General features: G+C 43.1%; 24 protein-coding genes. 20 read left to right on the forward strand and 4 right to left on the reverse strand.

Translation table 11 applies throughout. The annotated features are described in order from the left end of the window. Nucleotides 1–3 precede the first annotated feature (3 nt). From GCWU000321_RS06885 to GCWU000321_RS06905, 5 genes are all read left to right on the forward strand, one after another. On the forward strand, nt 4–765 hold the full coding sequence (locus GCWU000321_RS06885; protein ID WP_007070446.1) for a DUF4422 domain-containing protein: 762 nt from the start codon (nt 4–6) through the stop codon (nt 763–765). A 154-nt stretch (nt 766–919) separates the two neighbouring features. Next, on the forward strand, nt 920–2,002 hold the full coding sequence (locus GCWU000321_RS09230; protein WP_156777754.1) for a glycosyltransferase family 2 protein: 1,083 nt from the start codon (nt 920–922) through the stop codon (nt 2,000–2,002). Nucleotides 2,003–2,269: 267 nt separating this feature from the next. After that, entirely contained in the window at nt 2,270–3,061 is a 792-nt protein-coding gene (locus GCWU000321_RS06895) for a glycosyltransferase family 32 protein (RefSeq protein WP_040381459.1), read from the forward strand. A 61-nt stretch (nt 3,062–3,122) separates the two neighbouring features. Beyond that, nucleotides 3,123–4,157 (forward strand): glycosyltransferase, encoded by a 1,035-nt coding sequence (locus GCWU000321_RS06900; RefSeq protein WP_007070449.1) that lies wholly within the window; start codon nt 3,123–3,125, stop codon nt 4,155–4,157. 32 nt (nt 4,158–4,189) lie between these two features. After that, nucleotides 4,190–5,728 (forward strand): O-antigen ligase family protein, encoded by a 1,539-nt coding sequence (locus GCWU000321_RS06905; protein ID WP_040381461.1) that lies wholly within the window; start codon nt 4,190–4,192, stop codon nt 5,726–5,728. A gap of 532 nt (nt 5,729–6,260) precedes the next feature. Here GCWU000321_RS06905 and GCWU000321_RS09885 read toward each other — a convergent pair. Next, nucleotides 6,261–6,398 carry a plasmid partitioning/stability family protein gene (locus tag GCWU000321_RS09885; RefSeq protein ID WP_156777795.1) on the reverse strand — a complete coding sequence of 46 codons (138 nt, stop codon included), beginning with the start codon at nt 6,396–6,398 and terminating at the stop codon, nt 6,261–6,263. Nucleotides 6,399–6,507: 109 nt separating this feature from the next. Here GCWU000321_RS09885 and GCWU000321_RS06915 point away from each other — a divergent pair, with 109 nt between their 5' ends. The 9 genes from GCWU000321_RS06915 to GCWU000321_RS06955 all read left to right on the forward strand — a co-directional run bounded on the left by GCWU000321_RS06915 (nt 6,508) and on the right by GCWU000321_RS06955 (nt 14,596). After that, nucleotides 6,508–7,758 (forward strand): flippase, encoded by a 1,251-nt coding sequence (locus GCWU000321_RS06915; protein WP_007070452.1) that lies wholly within the window; start codon nt 6,508–6,510, stop codon nt 7,756–7,758. A gap of 57 nt (nt 7,759–7,815) precedes the next feature. Next, nucleotides 7,816–8,856: an acyltransferase family protein gene (locus GCWU000321_RS06920; protein WP_007070453.1), complete on the forward strand. Its 1,041-nt coding sequence runs from the start codon at nt 7,816–7,818 to the stop codon at nt 8,854–8,856. Between the two features lie 411 nt (nt 8,857–9,267). Further along, on the forward strand, nt 9,268–10,419 hold the full coding sequence (locus tag GCWU000321_RS06925) for an AAA family ATPase (protein ID WP_244835082.1): 1,152 nt from the start codon (nt 9,268–9,270) through the stop codon (nt 10,417–10,419). 58 nt (nt 10,420–10,477) lie between these two features. Beyond that, nucleotides 10,478–11,038, forward strand: coding sequence for a hypothetical protein (locus GCWU000321_RS06930; protein ID WP_244835084.1), 561 nt, complete (start codon nt 10,478–10,480; stop codon nt 11,036–11,038). Nucleotides 11,039–11,067: 29 nt separating this feature from the next. Then, nucleotides 11,068–11,289 (forward strand): hypothetical protein, encoded by a 222-nt coding sequence (locus GCWU000321_RS06935; RefSeq protein WP_007070456.1) that lies wholly within the window; start codon nt 11,068–11,070, stop codon nt 11,287–11,289. A gap of 44 nt (nt 11,290–11,333) precedes the next feature. Next, on the forward strand, nt 11,334–12,248 hold the full coding sequence (locus GCWU000321_RS06940; protein ID WP_007070457.1) for an HAD family hydrolase: 915 nt from the start codon (nt 11,334–11,336) through the stop codon (nt 12,246–12,248). A gap of 12 nt (nt 12,249–12,260) precedes the next feature. Next, complete coding sequence (locus tag GCWU000321_RS06945) at nt 12,261–13,079, forward strand: hypothetical protein (protein WP_040381462.1); 819 nt, start codon at nt 12,261–12,263, stop codon at nt 13,077–13,079. Between the two features lie 62 nt (nt 13,080–13,141). Continuing rightward, a complete protein-coding gene (locus GCWU000321_RS06950; RefSeq protein ID WP_040381463.1) occupies nt 13,142–13,708 on the forward strand; it encodes a flavin reductase family protein in 567 nt (188 codons plus the stop codon). Between the two features lie 411 nt (nt 13,709–14,119). Next, nucleotides 14,120–14,596, forward strand: coding sequence for an MlaD family protein (locus GCWU000321_RS06955; protein WP_007070460.1), 477 nt, complete (start codon nt 14,120–14,122; stop codon nt 14,594–14,596). A gap of 54 nt (nt 14,597–14,650) precedes the next feature. Here GCWU000321_RS06955 and GCWU000321_RS06960 read toward each other — a convergent pair whose 3' ends face one another. Further along, nucleotides 14,651–15,634, reverse strand: coding sequence for a YitT family protein (locus tag GCWU000321_RS06960; protein ID WP_244835086.1), 984 nt, complete (start codon nt 15,632–15,634; stop codon nt 14,651–14,653). A 325-nt stretch (nt 15,635–15,959) separates the two neighbouring features. Here GCWU000321_RS06960 and GCWU000321_RS06965 point away from each other — a divergent pair, with 325 nt between their 5' ends. The 5 genes from GCWU000321_RS06965 (at nt 15,960) to GCWU000321_RS06985 (ending at nt 21,152) form a co-directional block, all read left to right on the forward strand. Continuing rightward, nucleotides 15,960–16,409: a Fur family transcriptional regulator gene (locus tag GCWU000321_RS06965; protein WP_007070463.1), complete on the forward strand. Its 450-nt coding sequence runs from the start codon at nt 15,960–15,962 to the stop codon at nt 16,407–16,409. 296 nt (nt 16,410–16,705) lie between these two features. Next, entirely contained in the window at nt 16,706–18,025 is a 1,320-nt protein-coding gene (locus tag GCWU000321_RS06970) for an SPFH domain-containing protein (protein ID WP_007070465.1), read from the forward strand. 116 nt (nt 18,026–18,141) lie between these two features. Continuing rightward, nucleotides 18,142–19,251, forward strand: coding sequence for a TFIIB-type zinc ribbon-containing protein (locus tag GCWU000321_RS06975; RefSeq protein ID WP_040382008.1), 1,110 nt, complete (start codon nt 18,142–18,144; stop codon nt 19,249–19,251). 12 nt (nt 19,252–19,263) lie between these two features. Continuing rightward, nucleotides 19,264–20,049 carry a TPM domain-containing protein gene (locus GCWU000321_RS06980; protein ID WP_007070468.1) on the forward strand — a complete coding sequence of 262 codons (786 nt, stop codon included), beginning with the start codon at nt 19,264–19,266 and terminating at the stop codon, nt 20,047–20,049. 74 nt (nt 20,050–20,123) lie between these two features. Beyond that, on the forward strand, nt 20,124–21,152 hold the full coding sequence (locus tag GCWU000321_RS06985) for a M48 family metalloprotease (RefSeq protein ID WP_007070469.1): 1,029 nt from the start codon (nt 20,124–20,126) through the stop codon (nt 21,150–21,152). A gap of 283 nt (nt 21,153–21,435) precedes the next feature. Here GCWU000321_RS06985 and GCWU000321_RS06990 read toward each other — a convergent pair whose 3' ends face one another. Then, on the reverse strand, nt 21,436–22,884 hold the full coding sequence (locus GCWU000321_RS06990) for a TrkH family potassium uptake protein (RefSeq protein WP_007070470.1): 1,449 nt from the start codon (nt 22,882–22,884) through the stop codon (nt 21,436–21,438). Beyond that, a complete protein-coding gene (gene trkA / locus GCWU000321_RS06995; protein ID WP_007070471.1) occupies nt 22,881–24,233 on the reverse strand; it encodes a Trk system potassium transporter TrkA in 1,353 nt (450 codons plus the stop codon). Before trkA ends, GCWU000321_RS06990 begins: the two co-directional genes overlap by 4 nt. A 272-nt stretch (nt 24,234–24,505) precedes the next feature. Here trkA and GCWU000321_RS09630 point away from each other — a divergent pair, with 272 nt between their 5' ends. Beyond that, on the forward strand, nt 24,506–24,670 hold the full coding sequence (locus GCWU000321_RS09630) for a hypothetical protein (RefSeq protein WP_156777755.1): 165 nt from the start codon (nt 24,506–24,508) through the stop codon (nt 24,668–24,670). Nucleotides 24,671–25,077 lie beyond the last annotated feature (407 nt).

Raw genomic sequence — 25,077 nt, forward strand, 5'->3', positions numbered from 1 at the left:
AATATGGACATCAAGATTCTTATAGCCATGCATAAGCCGTACTGGCATCCTGATGATCCGGTATATATGCCTATCCATGTAGGGAAAAAGGGAAAGGCATCCATTGGACTTCCAGGAGATGATACTGGAGATAATATTTCGGACAGGAATCCGGCCTATTGTGAACTGACCGGAGTATACTGGGCCTGGAAAAATCTCAAAGCCGATTATGTTGGACTTGTCCATTATCGTCGATATTTTACTCACAAGGGATTTTTTTTGCGGTCTATTCTTGAAAAGAGAAAAGATATTCTTACGGGAAAAGACTGGGAAAAAATCCTATCTTCCCATCCGATTGTAGTAGCGGATAAAAGAAAATACCGCATCGAAACAAATGAGGCCCATTATCTCCATGCCCATCCAAGAGAGCAGCTTGATGTGGCACTGAATGTTATCCGAAAAAAATATCCGGAATATGAAAAAGGCTGGAATATACTGATGAATCGTACCTGGGCTCATATGTTCAATATGTTCGTTATGAGGAAAGATTACTTTGACGAATGGTGCGCTTGGTGGTTTAGCGTAATGTTTGAGGTTGAAAAACAGGTAGATTTGTCCGAATATCCAAAGCCGGAGCAGCGATGGTTTATTGATGAGTTACTTTTGGATGTGTGGCTCGAAACAAAAGGCTATCCATACTATGAATGTAATGTAGACTATTTCGAAAAACAAAACTGGCTCAAGAAAGGATGGAGCTTCATAGGCAGGAAGTTGGGTAGCAAATAATCATTTATCTTAAGAGGGGGTAACTACAAGTAATTCAGGTTCATCATATTTGTAAGAAAGAATTTTCTAAATTGCAATTAAAGATTGCTTCAATAGCAAGAGGAGATCTTTTATTATATATTTATATTAGGTGGTTAAGCTGACAGGTATAAAGATGGAACGTAAGTTTGCAAGTGAAGAGACGAAGCAGCTATTATTTAGTGTTATTATGCCTGTTTATAATGTTGAAAAATATGTATCACAGGCGATTGAGAGTGTATTACACCAGGAATTTATAGACTTTGAACTTATTATTGTGAATGATTGCTCACCGGATGGAAGCCTTGCTATTTGCAAGAAGTATGCAGAAAAAGATCACCGTATCACCATTATTTCACTTGATAAAAATGGTGGATTATCGAATGCGCGTAATGTCGGAATGAGTGCTATGAGAGGTCGGTATGTATTGTTCTTGGACTCTGATGACTGGTGGGATGAGGATTTACTGCAATCTGTAGCCGATGTTATAGAACAGGATGAACCAGATATCGTTTTTTTTGGATATAGGGATGAATGGTTTTCCATGGATGATAGGCAATTACAGACAGTACACAAAATTCCTAAAGCAATATCTATAAAAAATAACCATCTGGAAGTCCTTAGGATGTCTATTATTTTACAGGCTCAGGACAATGATATGTATTCCTGGTCAGCAAATAAAGCAATAAAAAATAAAAAGAAACCCTCCCGGTTCATCGATGTACCATTAAGTGAAGATAAAGAATATATTGGTAGATTGTGGGAGAATGCATCGTCCCTTTCTGTAATTGCTAAATCGTTATTACATTATCGTAGGAAAAAAGCCGGTAGTTTACGGAGTAAATATCAGCCCCATTTTTTTAAAATTCATAAATTGATTTGGGATTATCGTTACAATCAACTTTTGGAAGCGGGACTGCTTGATGAAGGTGCGGATGTATTAAAAAAGCAGTATTTGCAAATTGTATACTTGACAGTCCAAATGATGTGTTATCCCGAGGCTCATAAAAGCGTAGCTGATAAAATTCAATTTATTCATACTGCGGAAAATGATAAACATTGGGATGCTATTCGTGATAAGTCTATGAGGGGAGCCTTCCAGTTTCAAATTATGGGTTTTTTCTTCTCTCATAATATTTATCCGGCTGTTCTCTTTTTAGGGGAGATGATTTATTTTATTAAAGTACATTCTTTTTGGCTATGGAGGCATTTGCGGTAAAGAGTCGAATATTTCAGATTATATTGCTGACGAGAGTTCTTTTCCAATTGCTGCTTTGTTACAGGAATTTATTTTTGCTTGAAGAAGATAAGACTTAAAAGAATCTGACCTGTGGGATTAATAAAATGGTGAATGATATGTTGGGTATGAAATTCAGATATCTAAAACTGAAAAAGTCAAAGGATATGCGGCATTGTAGTAATGGTTTAGTTTGAATGTAGTGGTTAATAATTGCATTTATATTACATAAAAGTCGGAGGAAATCGAGTGATACCTAGAATTATTCACTATTGCTGGTTTGGCGGTAATCCTATGCCGGTAGATGTAAAAACATATATAAATTCATGGGAAAAATATTGTCCGGACTATGAGATACAGGAATGGAATGAATCAAATTTTGATGTTAGTGAAAATAATTATTGCCGTGAAGCCTATGAATCTAAAAAATGGGCATTTGTTTCTGACTATGTAAGATTGAAAGTTTTATATGAATATGGTGGTTTCTATATGGATACTGATGTAGAAGTGGTAAAATCATTGAATCCACTTCGCATCTATGATGCGGTGTCTGGATATGAGTCGAAGACTCATATCCAGACAGGCACTTTAGGTGCCTGTCGGAATAATGAGTGGATTGGCATGCTACTGAAAGATTATGATGAAAGACATTTTATTCGTAAAGATGGAAGTCTTGATTTAAAAACGAATGTACAGAGTATTACTAAATTAACGTTGAAGAGATATAGAATGAAACTTCTTGGTCAAAAGGTAACTTTTGGAAAAAATATGGTTATATTACCTTTTGATTACTTATGCGCAAAGCATTGGGATACAGGTGTGATTGATAAAACATCGAACACATTTACCATTCATCACTTCAAAGGATCATGGGTTACTGATGAAATGAAAAGATATAACAATTTATTAGATAAATATTATAAAAAATATATTAAGATGGGGATTCCGGCAAATATTGCATTTTATTTGTGTAGAATTAAAGCAACTTATGAAATGTATGGCATGCATGACGTAATTCGAAAAATAGGGCATAAGATTTAGATTTATTAATAAAGATATGCCTACTTCAAGCATTCGTTTAGCCTAAGGAGTATTTATAGCAATGTCACGAGTAGTATATATACGTGAGAAAGCCCCCAACCAGCAGCATGGGGGAAATAAAGGTGTTGAGGATATCAATACTGTTCTGGGAAAAAAATATGATGAAATATCCGAGTTATATACTTTGCCAGGACGTAGGCACTTATTTGATTATGCAAGATTTTTTACCAGAAATTGGAGCAATTTAAATACCATCAGGAAATCTGTTAAAAATGATGATATTTTGATTATTCAGTATCCACATTATAATTTTCATGCGCTTGGGGAAAAATTAATAGATCTTTTTAGAATAAAAAATACAATTTTACTGGTCCACGATGTAGATTCTGTAAGATATCAAACTGGGATAGATGAAGAAATTAAGCTTTTGAATTTAGCAAAGGTTGTACTTTTGCATAATCAGAAGATGTCGGACTATTTAGTAAAACATGGACTGAAAACAAAAACCGTTAATATCAATATTTTTGACTACTTGCTTTATAATACTCCATCACAGGAGTCGTTTTCTTTCGGAAAACAAATCGTATTTGCAGGGAACTTGGGAAAAAGTCATTTTCTTAATCTAATGGGGCAGGATAGTTTGGGACTATCATTGTCTCTTTTTGGTCCTGGCTTATCTGAAGAGATGAAAGAAAGCAGCCATGTCCATTGGATGGGGAGCTACAGCCCGGACGAAATCCCATTTAAATTAAAGGGAAGCTTTGGACTTGTTTGGGATGGTACATCTCTTGATGAGTGTGATGGGTTTATGGGAAGGTATATGAAAATCAATTTCCCGCATAAACTGGCATTGTATATAGCAGCAGGTATCCCGGTTGTTACCTGGAGCCAGGCAGCTATTGCTGACATTGTAAAAACATATAAAATTGGTTTTGTGGTTGATAGTTTGCGTGAGGTGAGTAACTATATTGACTCAATTAATGAAAAGGAGTATGCGGAGTATAAAAAAAATATACTGAAATTACAGAAAAAGGTAATGTCTGGATATTTTACAGCGTTAGCGTTTGAAAAAGCAGTGACAATGATTTCACGATAAATTAAATGGACGGCATGAGGAACTTAGCAATTATGAAATCTATGAGTTGGAGTATTTCCTGGCAGTTCTTGCAGAGAGTATTCTTTATTGTCGGACTTGCTACTATGCCAGTTATGACTGGAAAATTTAAATTTCCGATAGCGGGTAATCATATTGGCCTTTTATTTTTTACAGCAGGCATACTTATCTGGGGTATAGAAATGTATTGTACCCGTAAAAGTTTAACAGCGGGAGAGAAAAGGGGATTCCTGTTTTTAGGGCTCATGTTTCTATGGGCGCTAATTTGTACGGTGGCGGGAGTCTTATTTTATCCGTCTTTTGCCAATATGAATCTAAATCAGATGGTCAATTTTAGAAATTTGTATTATAACGTAATTGGAATATATCCTGAATTAATAGAATTAGATTTTGTTAGGGGGGTTCTTCTATATAGAGGTATTCGTAGTACTTTTGCCTCGGTACTATCAACTTATTTTATTTCCTTATGGATATATCATGTTTATCAGAAAGATTGGAAGATGGGGGTTAGGGATCTCCAGCGTGCACTTGTTGGAGCAGGAGTTTTTCTAATTTGCTATTCCAGTATTGAACTTGGATTTTTGAGCGGTAATTATACTTGTAAAACACTATTGGCGATTATAAATAATCGGATTTTTGATGTTGCTTCTGGAAATGGATGGTATCCGCCTCTATTTTGGGATTTTTTGCAAATGAGAAGCTTATTTTTGGAGCCTGCGCATTTATGCATTTTCCTGATTATGGCAATACCTGTACTTTACCTACCTAGTTTTGAAACGAAGACAAAGTCAGATCTTATATTCATTGCAGTTAGTTCCATTTTTTTAATGATGTTATTCATGACAAAATCTCGGACTGGTGCAATCGCTATTGGAATAGAAATAATAATTACTTCGTTTTGGATTTCTTTTACACAAAGCAAGAGATTTAAGAAAATTATTAAATTAGCTCTATGTATTTTAGCCTTATTCTTATTTTCCCTTGGTATCATGGCTAACTTTCATTCAATAGACCCAAAAGTGAATGATAGGCATGATGCAGTATCAGCCATGAATTATCTTGAATCAAATGTAACTTCTGTAGTTGGAGATAAGCGCAGTAATAGCACTCGAAAAATAAATATGTTGGCTACGGGTAAAACTTGGTTAGACCATCCCATCATGGGAGTTGGGGTCGATTTGCATAGTGAGTATGTTGGTGAAAAGTTCTTACCATCAGATATGGGAAACAAAGAAGCGATTAACTGGATCAAAGATATGAATAAAGAAGGTCCGATAAAAAGTGGGGTTCCAAATATAAATCATATCTTAAATATTTTAGTAGAACAGGGGCTTATAGGAGTGATTTTATTTTTGATTCCTTTTGGGATAGTCTTAATGAGGTGCATTAATAATCTATGTCTAATTAACGATGCAGAATTTACTTCTCTTTTAATTTCTCTAGCTGGCTCAGTTTTTGTATTATTAGTTAGTTATGATCATATTTGGCTTTTTATTATTGTTGGTCTCGTGTTCAGTGCTCTTTACGCACGAAGGGATGGGAATAATATATGATGGATGGTTTTTCTAAAAATATACGCAAATTCTCACGGAAATTTTTCTTCCTTGTAGTTATTTTTGCTATATTCTGTGGTATTTCTGGGGCTGGAGTAAAATATATGTTTTCCGATACGGCTATACGTACAGGTGACTACTTATTTATCAAAGTAATTTCATTGCAGAATAAAAATGGGAATATAGATAGTAATTTCGACTATGCAGGATTCTGGCGCTCATCTGCCAATATTGATAAGTTTATCAGTAGTGTGTCGAAAGAAGATTTCGATTTTACTAAAATTGACAGCGCTTGGAATAGAAAAAGTCGTTCGCAGCAGATTGACTGGATTAGGAATTACATTATGGTTTCTTCTTTCCGGGGAAATGTTTATGAGATAGGATTTAAATTTGATGGAAATATTACACCGGATACTGTATACATGAATTCTCATTTGGGGATTTTATGTGATCAATTGGTAAAGCAGAGTGAAAAGGCACTGAAAGAAGCAATGACGGAAGTTTCTTTTCAAACAATCAGTACCAGCGATATTTATCCATCTGTTGTGCCTGTAGATCGGAGGAAGGCTGCTATTAAATATGGGATTCTTGGGTTTGTGGTAGGGATAATTGCTGCAGAGATTATGGTTGCCCTGACAGTTTTGCGTCGAAAAAACTCTGCGTAAATCAGACAAGTGTATTTTTAGAATGACTTTGCTTAAAATAGATGTTCAAATGATACTTACACAGGTAAAACGTGTATAAGCATTTAATCTGTAAATTGCATTTTGAAAAGAGGTATGAGGTTGAAGGAGATTGGGCGGCTCTGGGAAAATATTTTTTCTATGGTCACGTTACGTGGTATGGAGTATATCCTGTCTTTTCTTTTGGTGCCATACCTTCTTCGCACACTTGGACCTGCTAATTATGGAGCCATTGCTTTCATGCAGGGAATTGCTGCATACTATAACCTCTTTATTGATTTCGGCTTTAACCTGACAGCACCGAGAAAATTGGCCCGTTCACCGGTAGAGGGAATCCCCCGTATTTTCTCTATATTCATGTGGTCAAAGGTGTTGTTGCTGGTTATTGTTACTGTTGCTTTTGGTATTCTCCTATGGGGAGCAGATAGAATTGGTATTATTTCATTGAATCCGTACTTATTTGCTGCTATATATACTGCAGTTATTGGGAATGTGCTGTTTCCTGTCTGGTTCTTTCAGGGAATCCAGGAGATGAGATATATCACCACTATTAATCTTCTGGGTCGTTTTTTCTGCATTTTGGGGATATTTACATTGGTAAACACGGAGGCTGATTTTGTATTAGCAGCTTTCCTGCAATCCTGCACACCATGTATTGCGGGTTTTCTCTCTCTTATTTTGATTTCTCGTAGGTATCGGGGGGCGTGGAGATGTCCTGCTTTTCAGGAGATTAGGTCTGCAGTCAAGGAGGCCAAACAAATCTTCATCTCCAATTTAGCCATTAGTTTATACACAAATACGGATATCATAGTATTAGGAATTCTGACTAATGATACTGTGGTTGGTTACTACAGCGGAGCAGATAAGCTTTTGAATTGTATCAAACGAGGGGTCAGTGCTGTCAACGATGCGGTTTATCCCTATATCAGTCAGACGTTGACGGTAGATAGAAATCAAGCCATCCGTTTCTTACGAAAGCAAATGATGGTTTATGTTGCTGGTGGTATTGTTGGCGGAATGATTCTTTTATTTGGTGCACCCCTCTTTATTCCATGGCTGTTGGGGTCGAAATACGTGGCTTCTATCCTCCCACTGCAAATCATGTCATTTGTACCACTCATGGTGGCACTTAGTAATATTTTTGGGTATGAAACGATGCTTCCATTTGGAATGGAAAAGATTTATAGTCGTATTCTTGTTCTTGCATCTTTTGTAAATTTGGTCATTATAGGACCTTTTGTGTGGATATATCAGGAAAGTGGGGTATCTATGGCTATGTTTATCACAGAAACCTTTATCACAATAGTACAGGGATATGTCCTTCATAAAAGAGGGATTTTACTTTGATATTTGTATCTATATCGTGTAGTATCGATTTAGTATTACATTTGGAGGTCTCACAGATTGGAAAAATTGGATTCGTTACAGGGACTCCGTTTTCTTGGTTTCTTTCTTATTTTTCTAAATCATGCCGGATGGCTGCTGTGGAAGACGAAGTACTTTGATTTTGGTGCCAGAGGCGTTGAAATCTTTTTTGTGCTGTCCGGATTTTTGGTGGCCTATAACTACCAGGATGCAGACTTTGCCTATGACCTGAAGTCATCTTTTAAGTATATGTGGTCCAAGCTGCAGAAGTTCTATGTGCTTCATATGCTTACTTTTCTTGTGGTTCTCTGCTACATGGAGCGCCATGGATTCAAGTATCCCGACGGAGTTCATGGATTTATCCGTGATGTATTCCTGAATATAACGCTTCTGAAAGGCTGGTATGATCCGGCTAAGTTTACCTTTAACGGGGTGACCTGGTTTCTCTCCTGTATCCTTTTTATTTATTTCTGTGTACCCCATATTATTGATTTCTTTAAATCTAAAAAATGGAGGGGTACTGCCCTTCTTTCATTCCTTATCCTGTTTATGCTGAAGATGACTTTTGATACTATGGGATACAAAATGGGTATGAACCCCTGGTCCGGTGTCTTTGGCTGGTACTGCAATCCGGCCTACCGTCTCTTTGATTTTCTCTTGGGCTATACGGGCTTTTTGGTACTGAGCGGATTTTCTGGAGAATTGTCAAAGAAGAAGGCTTCGTTGCTTCAGGTCAGCATGCTTATCTTTTACTTTGCAGCCTGCAGGCTGTTTGATACGCAGTGGGTACCGGCACCATTTATCCTGCTTACGGTTCTATTGATTTTCACGTTTACATTGTCCGGAGGGATCTTTGACAAACTGTTTGGTAATAAGCTTCTCATCCATCTTGGTAATATTAGTTTCGAATTGTATATCGTACACCAGGTCAATATTAATCTGATGAACCATATATTGGATGAGCTGCTGGATCATAATCATCTGGCTGTATTCCTGATATTGCTGGTGATATCTATACTCATGGCAGAATTTTTTTATTGGAAACCTGTGAAAGAATTTATTACAAAGACTATTTGGTGAGAGAATTAGGGAGAGAGGGGGAAATGGTCAATTTTGGTTGGTACTTTTCACACAAAAAAATTAGCGTACTTATGCGACCTTAGGTAATGACTCATAGTAGCGTCTGCGTTTTACAGCAGGAGAATCCCCTCCATTGGCGGGAGCAGATTCGCCTGTTATTCCAGCAGCTTATGAAGTATCTCTAAATCAGAATTTTGACTTCGTCTGCGGTCATTTTTTCTGTGTTATATCTGCCATAGAGAAGTTTTAATTTCATTTTCGCCTATATCGACTTGCACTTCGCATTTTTATCAACTTAGTTTACATGATCAATCAAGAACAACATTCTTGAGGAATATAAACGAATTTTTCGCTTATATTATTGACTGTAATCAGGCTGATTTGATATAGTAGTGACAGGAGGTGGTAGTTATGATTACATATTTTTCTATGGAAGGCTTTCTTTCTATTAAGAAAAAGGTGGAGCTTTATTTTGTTCCCAAACCTCATACGCGGATTACAAATACCCGTTTTGAAGATAATTTTATCCATACGCCAAAGTATAAATTAATGAAAGCGGCTGTTCTCTTTGGAATGAATGCATCCGGAAAGTCTAATGTGCTGCTTGGCATGAAGCATCTTATTTCAATGATTAATCACGGATTGAATTTAGGTGCTGTTGATGATATGCGTCGAAATCTGATTAATTTTGATTGCAAAACAGTTGCTTTTGAAATCGGTTTATATGATGTGAAAAGTGATCAGGATTATGTGTATCAGATTGCCTATGACTGTGAGAAAATTGTTTCCGAAAAATTGGTTTTAAACGGACAGGAAATTTTTTCTTTTTCTGGCGGGAAATTATCTATCACAAATCTGAGCGGTATAAAAGAGCGGGACGCCCTTATCCGGTTATTTTCCGGTGTTTCTACGGAATTATATCTGCTGAAGCTGAAAGACTACATGGGGGAGTATATTACTTCTTTCCAAAAATTGGCCGCCGCCGTAAAAACAAATATCCGGGATATTGTACCTATGCTGGATAGGGATAACATCAGAGTTGTGAATGAAGAACGCAAGGGCTTTTGGGAAAATAATAAAAAGCGTATTTTATCTGTTTTTCATATGCTGGATGGAACGATTACGGATATCGGATTTGAAAAAATCCAGGCGGACAGATATGAAGTTCTTATTTTCCGGGGAAAAAATAAATACCATTTGGGAATAGAATCCAAAGGGATTCAAAAGATATGTCATTTAATGGATGTTTTGATAACCAATATGATCAATGGGGAGGTACTGGCTGTTGATGAGTTGGACTCTTCCATCAGCACGGGTTCTTTGATTGAATTATTTAATGACTTGATAAATACGAAGGAAAATAAGGGCCAGTTTATTATTACTTCTCATAATCCTTTTTTGATGAATCAGAATATTTTTCATCCCCAGCAGTTGTACATTGTGAATAAAAAATCTGATTTGTCATCGGAAATCTATTCTTTTGATGATTTTGATCTTCGTAATGATAAAAATAAATTATATGAAGATTATCTTAAAGGAAGGTTTGGTGGGGCCGGTGAGTAGATCCATTCGGAGGCTTGCTTCGCCCAAAAGGAAACTTAAGACAAAGGTTCTATTCCTGGTGGAAGGGAAAACTGAGAAAAATATCATTTTCCATCTTTTTGATCAAAACGATTATTCGAATATATCGTTTAGTGTAAAAGAATACCAGGGCGGTGGATATGCTGATATAAGACATTGGGTGGCAAAGCGAAGAGATAGCCTTGATATTGTTTTTGTTATTTGTGATTTGGACCGGGCACAGGAAGACACGGAAAGGAAAAGTCTTATTACAACGATTAAATTTTTAGAGAATGCAAACAATAGGAACAATATATTCTTGTCATGTCCTGATTTTGAACAATGGATGCTCTGCGGGTTGCCCGGCAGTAATAACAAGCCGTTATACCGCTGTCTCGGATATGCTAATAAAGAAGAGCAAAAGGCGGATGAACATTTGTTTTCCAAGTATACAGGTGCGGGAGGCAGCTTTTCCACAGCCGAAAGATACTTTTCCGGAAGACCTTTATTCTATATGAAAAAGAATTTCTCCCAAGGAACTATTCAGAACGAATACGTTAATGCAGAACAAAGTTCATTATATTATTTAAGGGATTATTTACAAATACTGGATCATGCATGATTTATTGTATTTTGTTATGGAGGGAATAGATGGAACCCTATCAAAATGTAAATGGAAATTCCGGTATAGCAGGATATGAGATCGGCGATACCTGTATCGAGGTGGAATTTGCAGATACAGGAAGGGTATATTGTTATTCTTACAAAAGTGCCGGACGGGAGAATGTGGAGGAAATGAAGCGTCTGGCGGCACAGGGGCATGGACTCAATTCGTTTATTAACCGGCGGGTAAAATATTTATATGAAAAGTGAGAGAGTCTTGTTTTAAAGGGCTCTCTTTTTTGTATTGCAGTATAATGATTTTAAAAGACAGGGATAGAAAGGAAGTGTACATCGTGAGAACAGCGCGCAGGGAAATAGAAGGCAGGCCTGTGCTGGCGGTCTGCTATGATTTCGACCGGACGCTTTCCCCTGAAAATATGCAGGACGGATATATCCGTGCCGTGGATTATGATGTGGACAGCTTTTGGGCGGAATCGAACCGGCTGGCGGAAGACCACTGCATGGATCAGAATCTGGCGTACATGTATAAAATGCTTCAAAGCGCCAGAGGGAAAGAAATACTGAACAAGGAACGGCTGAAACAGTACGGCGGCAAAGTCAGGTTGTACGACGGCATTAAAGGATGGTTCCGCCGGATTAATGCCTATGGGGAAAAACGGGGTATCCTTGTGGAGCATTACATCATTTCCTCCGGGCTGCGGGAAATCATAGAAGGGACAGCGATTGCGAAAGATTTCACCCATATTTACGCCAGTTCCTTTTATTACAATGAGCATGGAGAACCCTGCTGGCCGGCGCAGGTGATCAATTACACGAATAAGACACAGTTCCTTTTCCGCATAGAGAAGGGAATCCTGGATATCAATGACAATGCGGTGAATGACCACTTCGTAGAAGGCGAGCTGCGTGTCCCGTTCAGAAATATCGTATACATCGGCGACAGTGCCACAGATATCCCCTGTATGCGCCTTGTCAATTCACTGGGCGGCCATTCTGTCGGCGTCTACGATTTGAAAAATACGGCCAGCAAAGATACGGTGCGCCGGATGATCCGGGACGAACGCATCCGTTACTATGTACCGGCAGATTACACAAAAGGAAGTGAAATGGACACGCTCATGCACCAAATTATAGACAAAACGGCAGCCTACGAGGTGCTGGAGGAGAAACATTTGAGGGACAGGAAAGAAGCGGTAGCAAAGTATTGAGTGGAGGGAAATATGGTAATGGTTGTAGTTGTAGTCGCAGTTGTAATTGGAATTGGAATTTTAGGGGTTTGGGGGATTCCTATAGATTTAGGGGGATTGGGTGCTTCTTTAGAAATAAAAGATAAATTAAGCTATACGATCACATTGATTATCGGTGGATGGACAATCTTTACTTTTTTTATGTCTAAGGAAAATGCAAAAGTTTTGGAAAAAGTTAAATTCTTAAATCAGAAAGATCTTGAGTCGTATAAGATTTATAATTCAAAAAAGAAAGAATTTATTCTTGAGTTTACAGCCGATTTAACAGAGTGCCTTTATATTCTTAATGGATTGGATCCGGTGATAAAACGTATTAGAGACTGGGGAAAGATAGAGAAAGATGAGATTAAGTACATATTACAATTGTATGACATCCATGAATATGATCGAAAATATCTTGTGGAATTGTTCGAGATGAAAAAAACCGAAAAATTGTCAACTGATGAACGAGAAAATTTTAGAAAAGAGTTTGAAATGCAACTATATACTGCTCGCTGGAGGAAAATGTATGATTTATACGAAAAGGCTTATAGAGATATGCAGGAAGCGAAGTTGTTTTTGATAAATGATACATATGAAATGGTATCCCGGTTTATTGCTAATATGGATGAATATCTTAAAAATTGTTCTCCTTATATGAAGTTTATTGCTATTAAAGAATCACATGATTTAGCTTCTTTATCTGGTCATACTGAAAAACAGATGAAAAGGCTTGAAGAACTTAACAAATTATATAATGAAAAAGTATCAGACGCTTTAAAAATTGAATTTGAAGATTTCAAGATAGAGTGATTGATGTAGTAATATATCGCAAATTTAGAGTAAGTTGTGGTATCAAACAAGGAGGATCCATCATGAAAAAGCATTTTAAACCGAATACCTGGCTGTATCCGCAGCCGGTACTTGTGATTGCCTCTTATGGCGCGGACGGAACGGCGGACGGTATGGTGGCTGCCTGGGGCGGGATTTATGATACGAACCGGGTAGGATTCATGCTGGATCATACCCATAAGACTGTGGCGAATCTATTGGAAAAGAAAGCCTTTACCGTAAGCATGGCGACCGTTTCTACGATGGCGGAAGCGGATTATCTGGGAATCGTATCGGGAAATCGTGTACCCGATAAGGTGGCGCGCGCCGGACTTCATGCGGTGAAGAGCGAGTTTGTTGACGCGCCGGTGCTTTCGGAATTTCCTTTGACCCTGGAGTGTAAAGTGTCCAAGGTGACGAAGGTAGGCGAGGATTACCATTTCGTTGGGGATATCGTGAATATCTTGGTCGATGAGGACATTCTGACCGATGGAAAGATTGACGTGAAGAAATTACAGGCGATTACCTTTGATCCGGCCGGCGGGAAGTATATTGCTCTCGGTGACGCGGTAGGAAACGCGTACCGGGAAGGCAGAAAGTATATGGAGTGACAGAAATTATCTATCGTGGCAAGGAAAGAAGAATCCTATGAGAGTCAGGGGTGTAATAGATTCTTCACTTTGTGTCACATTGCCGCTTTCCATCTTTTTCACAAAGCGTTCTTACCCCCGCTCTGAATGACGAGGGATGGTAAGGCGTCATCCAAAGTGCCGGCGAAGAATCTGTCACCGTGGTGAGAAAGCCGGTAAGAAGATAAAAGCTATCAGCTGTGAGCTGTCAGCTATAAGCTGTTAGCCATTAGCTGTGAGCTGTCAGCTGTCAGCTAAAAGTGCTGAATGACGGCGGACGGCAAAGCGTCATAATGAGGGAAACGTTAATCATCATCCGAAGCGAATGTGAAGGATCGGCTGCCGTGGTGAGGAAGGCGGAAGGTGAAAAAGAAGTCAGGAAGGAGGCGGGTTATGACAAAAGAAGTAAAAACCGGCATGATGGCGTTCATTATTTTGGTTGTTGCTATGGCGGTGTTTCTTTTTGTCCGTCCGAAAGATTGGTTTGACGGGAATTATTTCCGCATGACAGCATCCTTTTCCAGTGTACAGGGGATCAAAAAAGGAAATGAAGTGCGTTATGCCGGTGTCCGTGTGGGGGAAGTGTCCAAAATTTCCACGGAAGGAAATGAAGGGATTCTTGAGATGCGTATAAAGAAAGATGCGCAGATTCCTCTGGACGCGGAGTTTACCGTTTCGCAGAGCGGAGTGATTGGTGATTATTATGTGGATATCCGTGGCGGTCATTTTGACGGTAGTTATTTCGGGGAGGGGATGCGTGCCGGAGAAAAAAGATCGAATCGTTTGGATCAGATGATGGAAAGAGCGAAGAAGCTGATGGATTCCGCAGCGCAGATGAAAGAGAATATAGGGAAGATGGAGGGAAAGTAGGCAGCTGAAAAGCCGCTTGGCATGCTTGGGAAAGTATGGCCGGCGGCTTTTTCTTTACTTATGGGATTCCTGTTCCATTTCCCAGCTCCATGAGCGGGTGGGAGTCATCTTTCCGTCAGCACCGAAGGTGTACCTGGTGGTGCCGGGGAGTTTCGGCGTGAGGGGGCTGGTGAAGCCGCGGCCGATGACGTCGGTGGTGTTCATGATGAAGAGGAAGGCGTGGGGGTCTATGTCCTCGATGAAATGGCGCAGCTTGGTGACTTGCGTCAGATCCACGATAGCGAAAACGATTTTTTTGTCTTTTCCGCTGAACCCGCCCTGTCCGTAGAGGAGGGTGGCGCCGTGATGAATATTTCTTAGAATGGTGTCCGCCACTTCAAGCGGTTTGTCGGAAACGATGAAAGCCGCTTTCCTTTGGGCGAAACCGATGACGATACGGCTGGAAACGGTGGCGTTGATGTACATGGCGATGAGGGTGCAGATGGCAGGTTCCAGTGTAAAGATCCACGCGCTGGACATGATGATGATGAAGTTCAGGCCGAAGACGACGTAGCCGATTTCCAGATTGTAAAATTTTTTGATAACCGCGCCAATGACGTCGAGGCCTCCGCTGTTTGAATTATAGCGGTAGAGAAGTCCCAGGGCGGCGCCGAGGACAACGCCCCCCGATATGGCAGCGACAAGAGGATTGCTGATGACACACCAGTCCGCCATGAAAGCGGTGAGGTCGATGAAGAGCGACAGACTCACTGTGCTTAAAATGGTGACGACCGTATAAAATTTTCCCATGAATTTCAAGGACAGAATGAGCACAGGTATATTCAGTACCAGATTGGACAGGCCGATGGGAATGTCCATGAGGTAGTAGAGAATCATGGCGATGCCTGTGACACCGCCTGCGAGGAAGTGATGGGGAACAAGGAATATATTGAGTCCGGCGGCATAGATGAAAGTGCCGATGAGGGTGATGACAAGTATGAAGAGAACGCGCTGTATGCAGACAGGATCGTTCCAATGCTTACGGATATTGGCGCCCACGATGATCTCCTTTGGGATGTGCCCATGGAATAAGGGAGTTCTCCCTGTTTAAATGTGAACACATTATATCACTATTTTCTCTTTAATGACACCAAAAGGAATTGTGGAAAATATATTTTTGATGGTATAGAATAAGATTAAGATTAATTTCTTATTATAAATGCAGGAGCAGATGAATCATATTTATTTTGAAATGCCGGCGGGACGCACGGATTGAAAAATGATTTCCATATATTTTCCGATATGATATAATCTAATTGAAGTTACAACGTATACTATGTAATTTGCCGTGGGGGCAAAGAGCGGTTTCAAGGGGAGCAGACGAATGGACAGTTTTGAGGAAATACTTCAAAAGAAGCATTTAAAACGTACGAAAGCGCGTGTCATGATCTTGAAGGTGCTCCAGAAGAGCCTGCCGATGACCGCGGGGGATGTATATGAAGCGGTGCGGAAGAGAGATACTAAGCTCAGTCTTTCTACGGTGTACCGTAATTGTGAAGCGCTGGCAAAAAAGGGACTGCTTCTCCGTTCGACGATGCTTGCTGACGGATTGACGAGGTATGAATATACGCAGGGCGACCATGTGCACCACGCGGTGTGCCTGTCGTGCAATAAGATTTTCCCTGTCGATGTTCGTCTGGAACCGGAGTATAAAGACCGTCTGGCGAAAGAAAACGGATTTGAAGTGACGGAGCATCGTGTGGAAATTTACGGTTTTTGCAAAGAATGCAAGGCGCGGGGCATGGATAAGGAATTTAAAGAACGGATGATTTAAAGAAAGACAGGAAAGGCGGAGCGTATACGATGCGTTTTTTATTCCGTGCGTAACTGAAGACGGGATTTAAAAAGTAAAAGGACATGAGGCGGCAGAGATGCCGTCTTTTTATAGTGCCCGCATTTCAAAAGAGGTGCCGGAAGGAAATCTTATGTGTATTTGTCATGCAATAATGATGAGTAAGATTTTTTCTATATCTGCGGTGCAGAGAATCTGTGGATAAATAAGGTGCTTACATGATAAAATATAAACAGATGTATATATAATTAATTATTTATGAAGAAGGAGGAGAGTGTATGGGTCTTATTAAAGCAGGAATGGGCGCGGTCGGAGGCGTACTGGCCGATCAGTGGAAGGAATTCTTCTATTGTGACAGCATGCCGCCTGATGTCCTCATGATGAAAGGACAGAAACGGACCGGCGGCCGCAGCTCGAACACAAGCGGAGAAGACAACATTATTTCCAACGGATCCGTCATTGCCGTCAATAACGGGCAGTGCATGATGATTGTGGAACAGGGCAAGGTCGTCGATCTCTGCGCTGAACCGGGAGAGTATACCTACGATCAGTCATCGGAACCGTCGCTCTTCACGGGCGGTCTGAATAAGGAAAGCGTCATCGCCGTATTCAAACAGATGGGGAGACGTTTTACCTTTGGCGGCGATACGGGGAAAGACCAGCGCGTTTATTTCTTCAATACAAAGGAAATTGTCGGGAACAAGTACGGTACGCCCAGCGAGATTCCGTTCAAGGTGGTTGATGCGGATACCGGGCTGAAATTATCCGTCCGTATCCGCTGTTTCGGTGAATACAGTTACAAAATCGTAGATCCGATCCTCTTTTACACCAATGTGGCAGGCAACGCGTCGGACAGTTATGAGCGTTCCCAGATTGACGGCCAGCTGAAATCGGAACTGCTTACGGCTCTCCAGCCGGCATTTGCCAAGATTTCTGCCCAGCGCATCGACTATACCGATCTGGCGGGACACACGTTTGAAATTGCCGAGGCTCTGAATGAAGTGCTTTCCAAGAAATGGACGGAGCTCCGCGGCCTTGCTATCGTTTCTTTCGGTGTGAACAGTGTCAAGGCCAATGAGGAAGATGAAGCGAAGATCCAGAAGATCCAGATGGGCATGGCCATGTCAAATCCCGCTATGGGGGCGGGCGTTCTCGTAGACGCACAGTCTGACGCTATGCGTACGGCGGCGGGCAATGAAGGCGGCATGGGTGCAGCATTTGGATTTATGGGTATGAATATGGCAGGCGCGGCAGGCGGTATGAACGCGTCCAACCTGTACGGTATGGCAGGCCAGCAGCAACAGCAGATGCCCCAGCAGGCACCCTCGCCGGCACCTGCTCCCGCTCCCCAGCCGGCGGGCTGGAAATGTGCGGAGTGCGGTACGGGAGGAAATACAGGCAAGTTCTGCGCCAACTGCGGAAAACCCGCTCCTGCTCCTGCAGCTGAATGGACCTGTGCGGAATGCGGTACAAAGAATACGGGCAAATTCTGTGCCAACTGCGGCAAGCCCGCTCCTGCGGCTGATTGGACCTGCAGCGAATGCGGTACGCAGAATAAAGGCAAGTTCTGTGCCAACTGCGGACATCCCCGTCCGTAATGGAACAGTTGAGAAAAGGGCGGCGGGCATAGATTTACTGCTGCCCTGTCCCTATTTCACACTGCCGTTTTGTTTCCTTTATGGAAAAGGCGGCGATTATGGAAAAGGAGGTACTTATGGCTGATACTTCAGTAAGCTTTAAATGCCCCAATTGCAGCGCTCCTCTTGCATATGCTCCCGGTGCGGATCATGTGACCTGCGAATACTGCGGCACGGAACTGTCCATCGCTGATCTGGAAGCGTTCTACGCGGCGAAGGAAGAAAACGCGGCAAAAGCGGAAGAAGCGCGGCAGAAAAAGTGGGATACTGACGGTGCGGGAAAGGAATGGAGCGAAGACGAGGCGAAAATTCTCCGCGCCTTTACCTGTTCTTCCTGCGGAGCGGAAATCGTCTGCGATGAAAATACGATTGCCACGGAATGCTGTTACTGCGGAAACCCGACGATGATTGCCCAGCGTTATGACGGCGCTCTGCGTCCTGACTATGTGATTCCGTTCCAGAAGACGAAAAAGGATGCCCAGGAAGCCTTTAAAAATTTCTACAATGGGAAATTACTCCTGCCGTCCAATTTCGTCAGCCAGAACCGGGTGGATGCGATTCAGGGCATGTATGTTCCTTTCTGGCTCTTTGACTCCAAAGTCACCGCTACCGCCAGCTACAAAGCGAAAAACGTAAATACTTTCGTTGTCGGAAAGAATCAGATCACGGAAGAAAGGGTTTACCGGTGCGACCGTGAGGGAGAAATGAAATTTAACCGGGTACCTATGGACGGCAGTAAGAAAATGGACGATACATGGATGGAAAGTATCGGACCTTTCGATTATTCCACCATGGTTCCTTTTACCACGGCATACCTGGCAGGGTACCTGGCCGATAAGTATGATGTGCCGGCGGAAGAAATGGCGCCCCGCGCCGATGAGCTGGTAACAAATACCGCGCTTGCGCAGATGGACGGTACTGTCACCGGTTATACAAGCTGTAATCGGGAAGACGGTTTCGTGTCCAAAGATGAAAACACCGTTTCCTATGCCCTTGCGCCGGTATGGATTCTTTCCACCACTTATAACGGCACGCCGTACACTTTCATTATGAACGCCCAGAGCGGCAAGTTCGTGGGAAGCCTGCCGGTGGATAAAAATAAAGCATCCATGTACACGGCGGCGGCATTTGTCGTCTTCGTTCCCATCCTTTACTTCCTCATTAAAATGATGTTCGGTTCTTTATAAGGAGGCGGGACTATGAAAAAAATATTTCAGATCTTAGCGATGCTCCTTGCCGTCCTCTTTCTGCCCGTGATGTCTGACGCGGCGGAGATGCCGTCTTTCCATGACGGGGCGGATATCGTGAAAGGCGAGGCGGCCGCGGAAGTAAAGAACGCATTGGAAGCGGTAGAGAAGAAACATAATGTCCGTATCGCTGTTGTAACCCAGCCCTCCGTGAAGGGAATGAAAATCGGCGATTATGCCGATAAACTTCTCGGCACTGTGATCAAAGGCGGGGAAAAAGGGAATATGGTTCTCGTTCTTGATATGCAGGAACGCGACTGGTACATTGCCACCGATCCCAAAATGAAGGCGATGATTACCAATGATATAGGCATCAAACTTATGAAAGACGCCTTTGTAAGCAAGCTTTCCGCAGGGAATTACGCGGAAGCGTTCAAAGCTTATGCGGAGAAGGCAGACTTCCTTATTTCCTACTATGAGAAAGAAGGGAAAGCGTATGATCCTGACGATCAATTCAGTTTTCTCGGACTGGGGATTGCCGCTGTCCTTTCCCTGCTCGGCGCCTTTGGCGTAAGGAACTACCTGATAGGAACGATGAGCAATGTGGCGCCCGGTGTGAACGCTTCCCACTATCTTGACAAAGACAGTTTCGCCGTGACCGGTGAGAATGACTACTACCTCTATACCAACCGTATCGTCACGCCCCTTCCTGAAAAGAAAGATGACGGTGTTGTCGGAGCAGGCGGCTCCATGGGCGGCGGAAACGGAGGCAACGGCGGAGGAGGCGGAAAGTTCTGACAATGCCTGAAAAGAAATAAATTTGTTATTCATGAAAAGTTACCTCACCGGCCGGCGGGGTAACTTTTTTATCCATGAAGAAGAAAATCGAATCGCAGGGAACAGTTTCCATGGACCGCCTTTGCTTTGCCGTTCGTTACAGAAACCACGTTTCATTCCTGTGTTATAATGGGGAAAATCAATCCGTTTATTGGATGATGGAGAAAAACATGAATCTTCTTCTGCTTATTTTTACTTTTATAACCAACTGGATCGTGAGCGCTTCTTTTTGGGCGCTCTATTTTTTATTTACCGTCCCTTTTTTCCATGAAGAGCTGGCAGGAAATTATGAACTTCTGACGGAGCGCATCCTGCAGCTTTCTCTGGCGTGTGTTCTTGTGCCTGCCGTTTTATCGGGAACAAGCGTCATGCAATATTTCTTTGTCCGTGAAAACGGCGGGCGGAAGGCTGCGGGAGAAACGAAAATGTATTTGGAACGTCTGATGCGCGATATCTGCCGTCGGGGCAGGCTGGAATTATCCGATTTCCGTCTTTATACGGCGAAAGCAGATGATTACAATGCCTGGGCAATCGGCGGAAACCATATCACCGTCACGGAACGTCTGCTGAACGAATTTTCCGAAGAAGAGGTAAAAGGGATCCTTGCCCATGAGGTGGGACATCTGCAGAACGGGCACAGCCGCTTCGGTCTTTTGCGCTATGGCATGGAATGGTTCAGCGGTATCATTGTCTATGTTTACAGTGTGGTGACACTGCTCCTGGCATTTTTACGCTGGATTCCGGTCTTGGGGATTTTTATAGGCATTGTCAATTTTTTTATCCTCATACAATATTATTTCCTGAAAATATTTCTGCAGATTCCTCTTTGGTTTTTCACACAGTTCGGCAGCAGGAGAAATGAATATGCCGCCGACGAATATGCCTGCGGTCTTGGACTGGGGATGGAACTTGCCGTCGGACTGGTCCACCTGGAACATATTTTCCGCAGCGGCAGGCGGGACTGGTTTTCCCGTCTTTTTGACGACCATCCCGACATTCCCAGCCGGCTGGAACGGATAAGGAAAATCCTGATGGAAAGAGAACGCGGCTCTTTGGCGGGATAAGGAAACGGGGGAGTGAAATACAAAGCGGGAAGGGAATTTCCTCTTTGCGCTTTTGGCAGGATCATCCTTGCATCGGATTGAAATATATGGTATACTATGCACAGCAGAGGTGACTGTTAGTCATGTTGCTTCTGCGCCTCTTTTCAGCAAATGTTCCCCGACATTTGCAAAAAAATATACAAGGAAGTCGTCCCGGATCCCCATAACCCCCGGGACGTTTTCCTTGCATGAGAAAACGGATATTTCCTGACAGACTTTGGTCTTGAGAAATATCCGTTTTGTTTTACCATCCGTTTTTTCTCCAGAAAGAGGGGAGGAAAAGGATGAGAAGCGTAAAAGATTCAAGCCGGCCCATAAGCATGGACAGGGCGACGACCATTTTTGTCATAGCAGGCATGGCCGACCAGTTGCAGGTGGCGCCGAATTGTCCCAGTGCCGGCCCCGAGTTGCTCATGGTGGCAATGGAAAGGCCCAGGGCGGAAGGAATATCCGCACCGCTTGCGGCGATAAGGGCGGTCCATAAAAAAATGGACATCGTATAGATGAAGAAGAAACAGAAAACCTCGAGGAGCATGGATTCGGAAAAGTTTTCTCCTCCTGCACGGGTCTGTATGACGGCCCGGGGGTGGAGTTTCTGGCGGAGAACGGCGGTCATGGATTTGAAAAGCAATATGATGCGCGTTACTTTCAGGCCGCCCGAAGTCGATCCGCCGCAGCCGCCGATGAACATGAGTATGAGCAATATGACCTGGGAAAAATGGGGCCATGTTTCAAAGTCGTAAGAAATAAATCCCGTGGTGGACGAAAGAGACGCCGAGGTAAAAAGCGCTTCCAGCAGTGCGGAAGGGGCGTACAGTCCGCTTTCCAGCATTAAATTTAAAGAGATAAGGATAGTGGCGGCGGCTACGATGGAAAGATAGACTTTAAATTCCGTATTTTCCCAAAGAACACGGATGCCCCGTTTCCATGCAGCCACATAGATGCCGAAATTGGCGCTGGAAATAACCATAAAAAATATGACGGACAGTTTCAGAGGCGTACTGCCATAAAAAGCGATGCTTTCATTCTTTGTGGAGAAACCTCCGGTGGCGATGGTGGAAAAGGCGTGATTTACCGCGTCGAAAAAGTTCATGCCGAGGAGTGTGTAAATCAATGCGGCAGAAACAGTAAAAAGCAGGTACACTGCAAAAAGAGCTTTCGCCATTTCTTTGATCCGGGGAACGGCACGGGAGGAATAAGGCCCCGTGCTTTCCGCATCAATCATGCGGGCGCTTCCTTTTCCGGCCTGCGGGAAGAGCGCCACAAAGATGACGATGATTCCCAGGCCGCCGAGCCAGTGGGTCAGGGAGCGGAAGAAAAGAATGCTTTTCGGCAGAACGGTTAAATCGGAAAAAACGGTGGCGCCGGTGCCTGTCAGGCCTGAAATGCTTTCTACCAGAGCGTCCAGCGGAGAAAGGAGACCGGACAGGAAATAAGGGAAAAGGTAAAGAATGGAAATACATATCCATGACAGCGCGGTCACCGCAAGGCCGTCGCGGGGATTCAGATTGATGACTTTTTTCTTGCCCTTATACCGCAGGAATGCGGACAGTAAAAAACAAAGCGCCATGGAGTAAATAAAAGGAAGAACCGGTTCTTCCCCGAACAGGGCGGTCAGCAGGGGAAGCAGGAGGACGAGACCGCATCCCGCAGTCAGTTTGGCGATGAGTGCTGAAACGACGGTAGTATTCATAACGGTTTCCTGCCTTTAAAATAAGGAAGGACTTTTGCCGAGCAGGGGGTACGGATCAGGATGATGACCCGGTCTCCTGCGGCAAGGACAGAGCGGCCGTCAGGGATATGTGTCGTTTCGTTCCGGACATAAGCGCCTACAAGACATTCCGCCGGCAGCCCCGCTTTCATGAGAGGAATGCCTTCGGCAGGAGCGCCGCTTTCCAGAATAACTTCCACCGCTTCCACCTGCGCCGATTCAAGAAGAGAGACGGAGACGACACTGCGGCTCCGCACATAACTCAAAACCTCGCCTGCCGCCAGAAGCCGGACCGACAAGGCGATATCCACGCCTACCTGTGTCATGAGATCCGCGTATTCCCCGCGGACGACGCGGACGATTGTCTTTTTCGCGCCCAGGTGCCTGGCAAGGAGGGCGACAAGGAGATTCAGCCGTTCATCTTTCGTCGTGCAGATCATCACATCCGCTTCAGAAACGCCTTCCTGCATGAGAAGATCTATATCCGCCCCGTCGCCGCAAAGGACGATGGACTTTTTTAATTTGGAAGAAATATGCCGGCACTGCTCCGGATCAAGATCAATGACTTTTACGGATATACCGTCGGCTTCCAGCATGGGGGCAAGCGCCGTTCCTGTCCGTCCTGCGCCGATGATGATGGCCTTTTTGATATGCCTGGTACTGCTTTCCGCCATACCCCGGCTGAATTTTTCTATATTTTCCGGCGCGCCGATGAAGTAAGCGTTGTCGTAAGGGAGCAGGCAGTCATTGCCGTGGGGGATAATCATCTGATGATCACGGAAAATCATGGCGGCAAGGATTTCATCAGGCAGTTCCAAATCTTTGAACGGTATATGGATATAAGGAGATTGGCGCTGTATCCGTGTCTCATACAAACGGACGCGGCCATTGGCGAAATCTCCCACATTAAGGGCGGCGGGCGTCATGAGGATGCGCCGTATTTCTTTTGCCGTGACCAGCTCAGGACTCAGAACCAGGTCAATGTCAAAATTTTCCTGGAGATATTCGGTGGATTCCTGAAGGAATTTCGGGTCGCGGATGCGGGCAATCGTGTGGGGGATTCCGTTTTTCTTCGCCAGCATGGAAGCAAGAATATTCACCTCATCCATTTCGGTCACCGCCACGAAAACAGATGCATCCCGTATATCGGGATCCCGTGTGAAATCCGGACTTGTCCCGTTGGCGGTGATCGTGAGTACATCCAGCGAGTCGCGGACTTTGGATAACTTTTCTTCATCAGAATCGGCGACAACCACATCATGCTGCTCATTGGAGAGAAGCTCGGCAATCGTATAGCCCAGATGCCCCGCGCCTAAAATTACGATACGCATGAAAACTCCTTAATCATAAAATGACAGGTAAAATATCTTGGGTAATTCATCTTTTCTTATTTTATCACAGAGAAAACCGCAATGAAAAAATCCCGCCATATGGGGGAGCGGGATTTTTTCGGATCGAGGAGATCCGTATGAATCTGCCGGGGATGGAGGGGGTCCTGTGTACCGTTACCGATTCATCAGACTTTCATTAAATCAGAACAGTGGGTTTACAGTATATTAAAAAATATCTATTGAAAGGCACACAGGAGAAAATCCCCGACACGATGGTGGAAACAGTACTCTGCTTCCACCCCCATTGTACCACAAAAAGAAGAGGAGTCAAACCGGAAGAAGAACCATGCAGCAAGCCGGTTTCCCCTGCTGAAATTGGTACGTATGGTAAGAAGATAAAAGCTATCAGCTGTGAGCTGTCAGCTATAAGCTGTTAGCAGTTAGCTGTGAGCTGTGAGTTAAAAGCCGAAGCATATGATTTCCATTAGGTTTCATACGAAACAACAGCAAAGGATTTGCTGTTGTAGTGAGGGAAACGTTAAACGTCATCCTGAACGGATGTGAAGGATCTATTACCGTGGTGAGAAAAAGCGGTAAGGCGTCATCAGCATAATAGATTCTTCGCTCCGTGTCACTATCCCGTTTCCTGTTTTTCTCATACGGCATGCTTGCCTCCGTTCAGAATGACGATTGGAGGAAAGGACGTCACTAGTAATGGGGAACGGGAAGCGTCATAATGATGGAGAACGAAAGACGTCATCCTGAACGGATGTAAAGGATCTATTACCGTGGTGGGGAAAACGGTAAGACGATAAAAGCTATCAGCTGTGAGCGGTCAGCTGTC

It is taken from the genome of Dialister invisus DSM 15470, from assembly GCF_000160055.1.
In the GTDB taxonomy this organism is placed as follows: Bacteria; Bacillota; Negativicutes; order Veillonellales; family Dialisteraceae; genus Dialister; species Dialister invisus.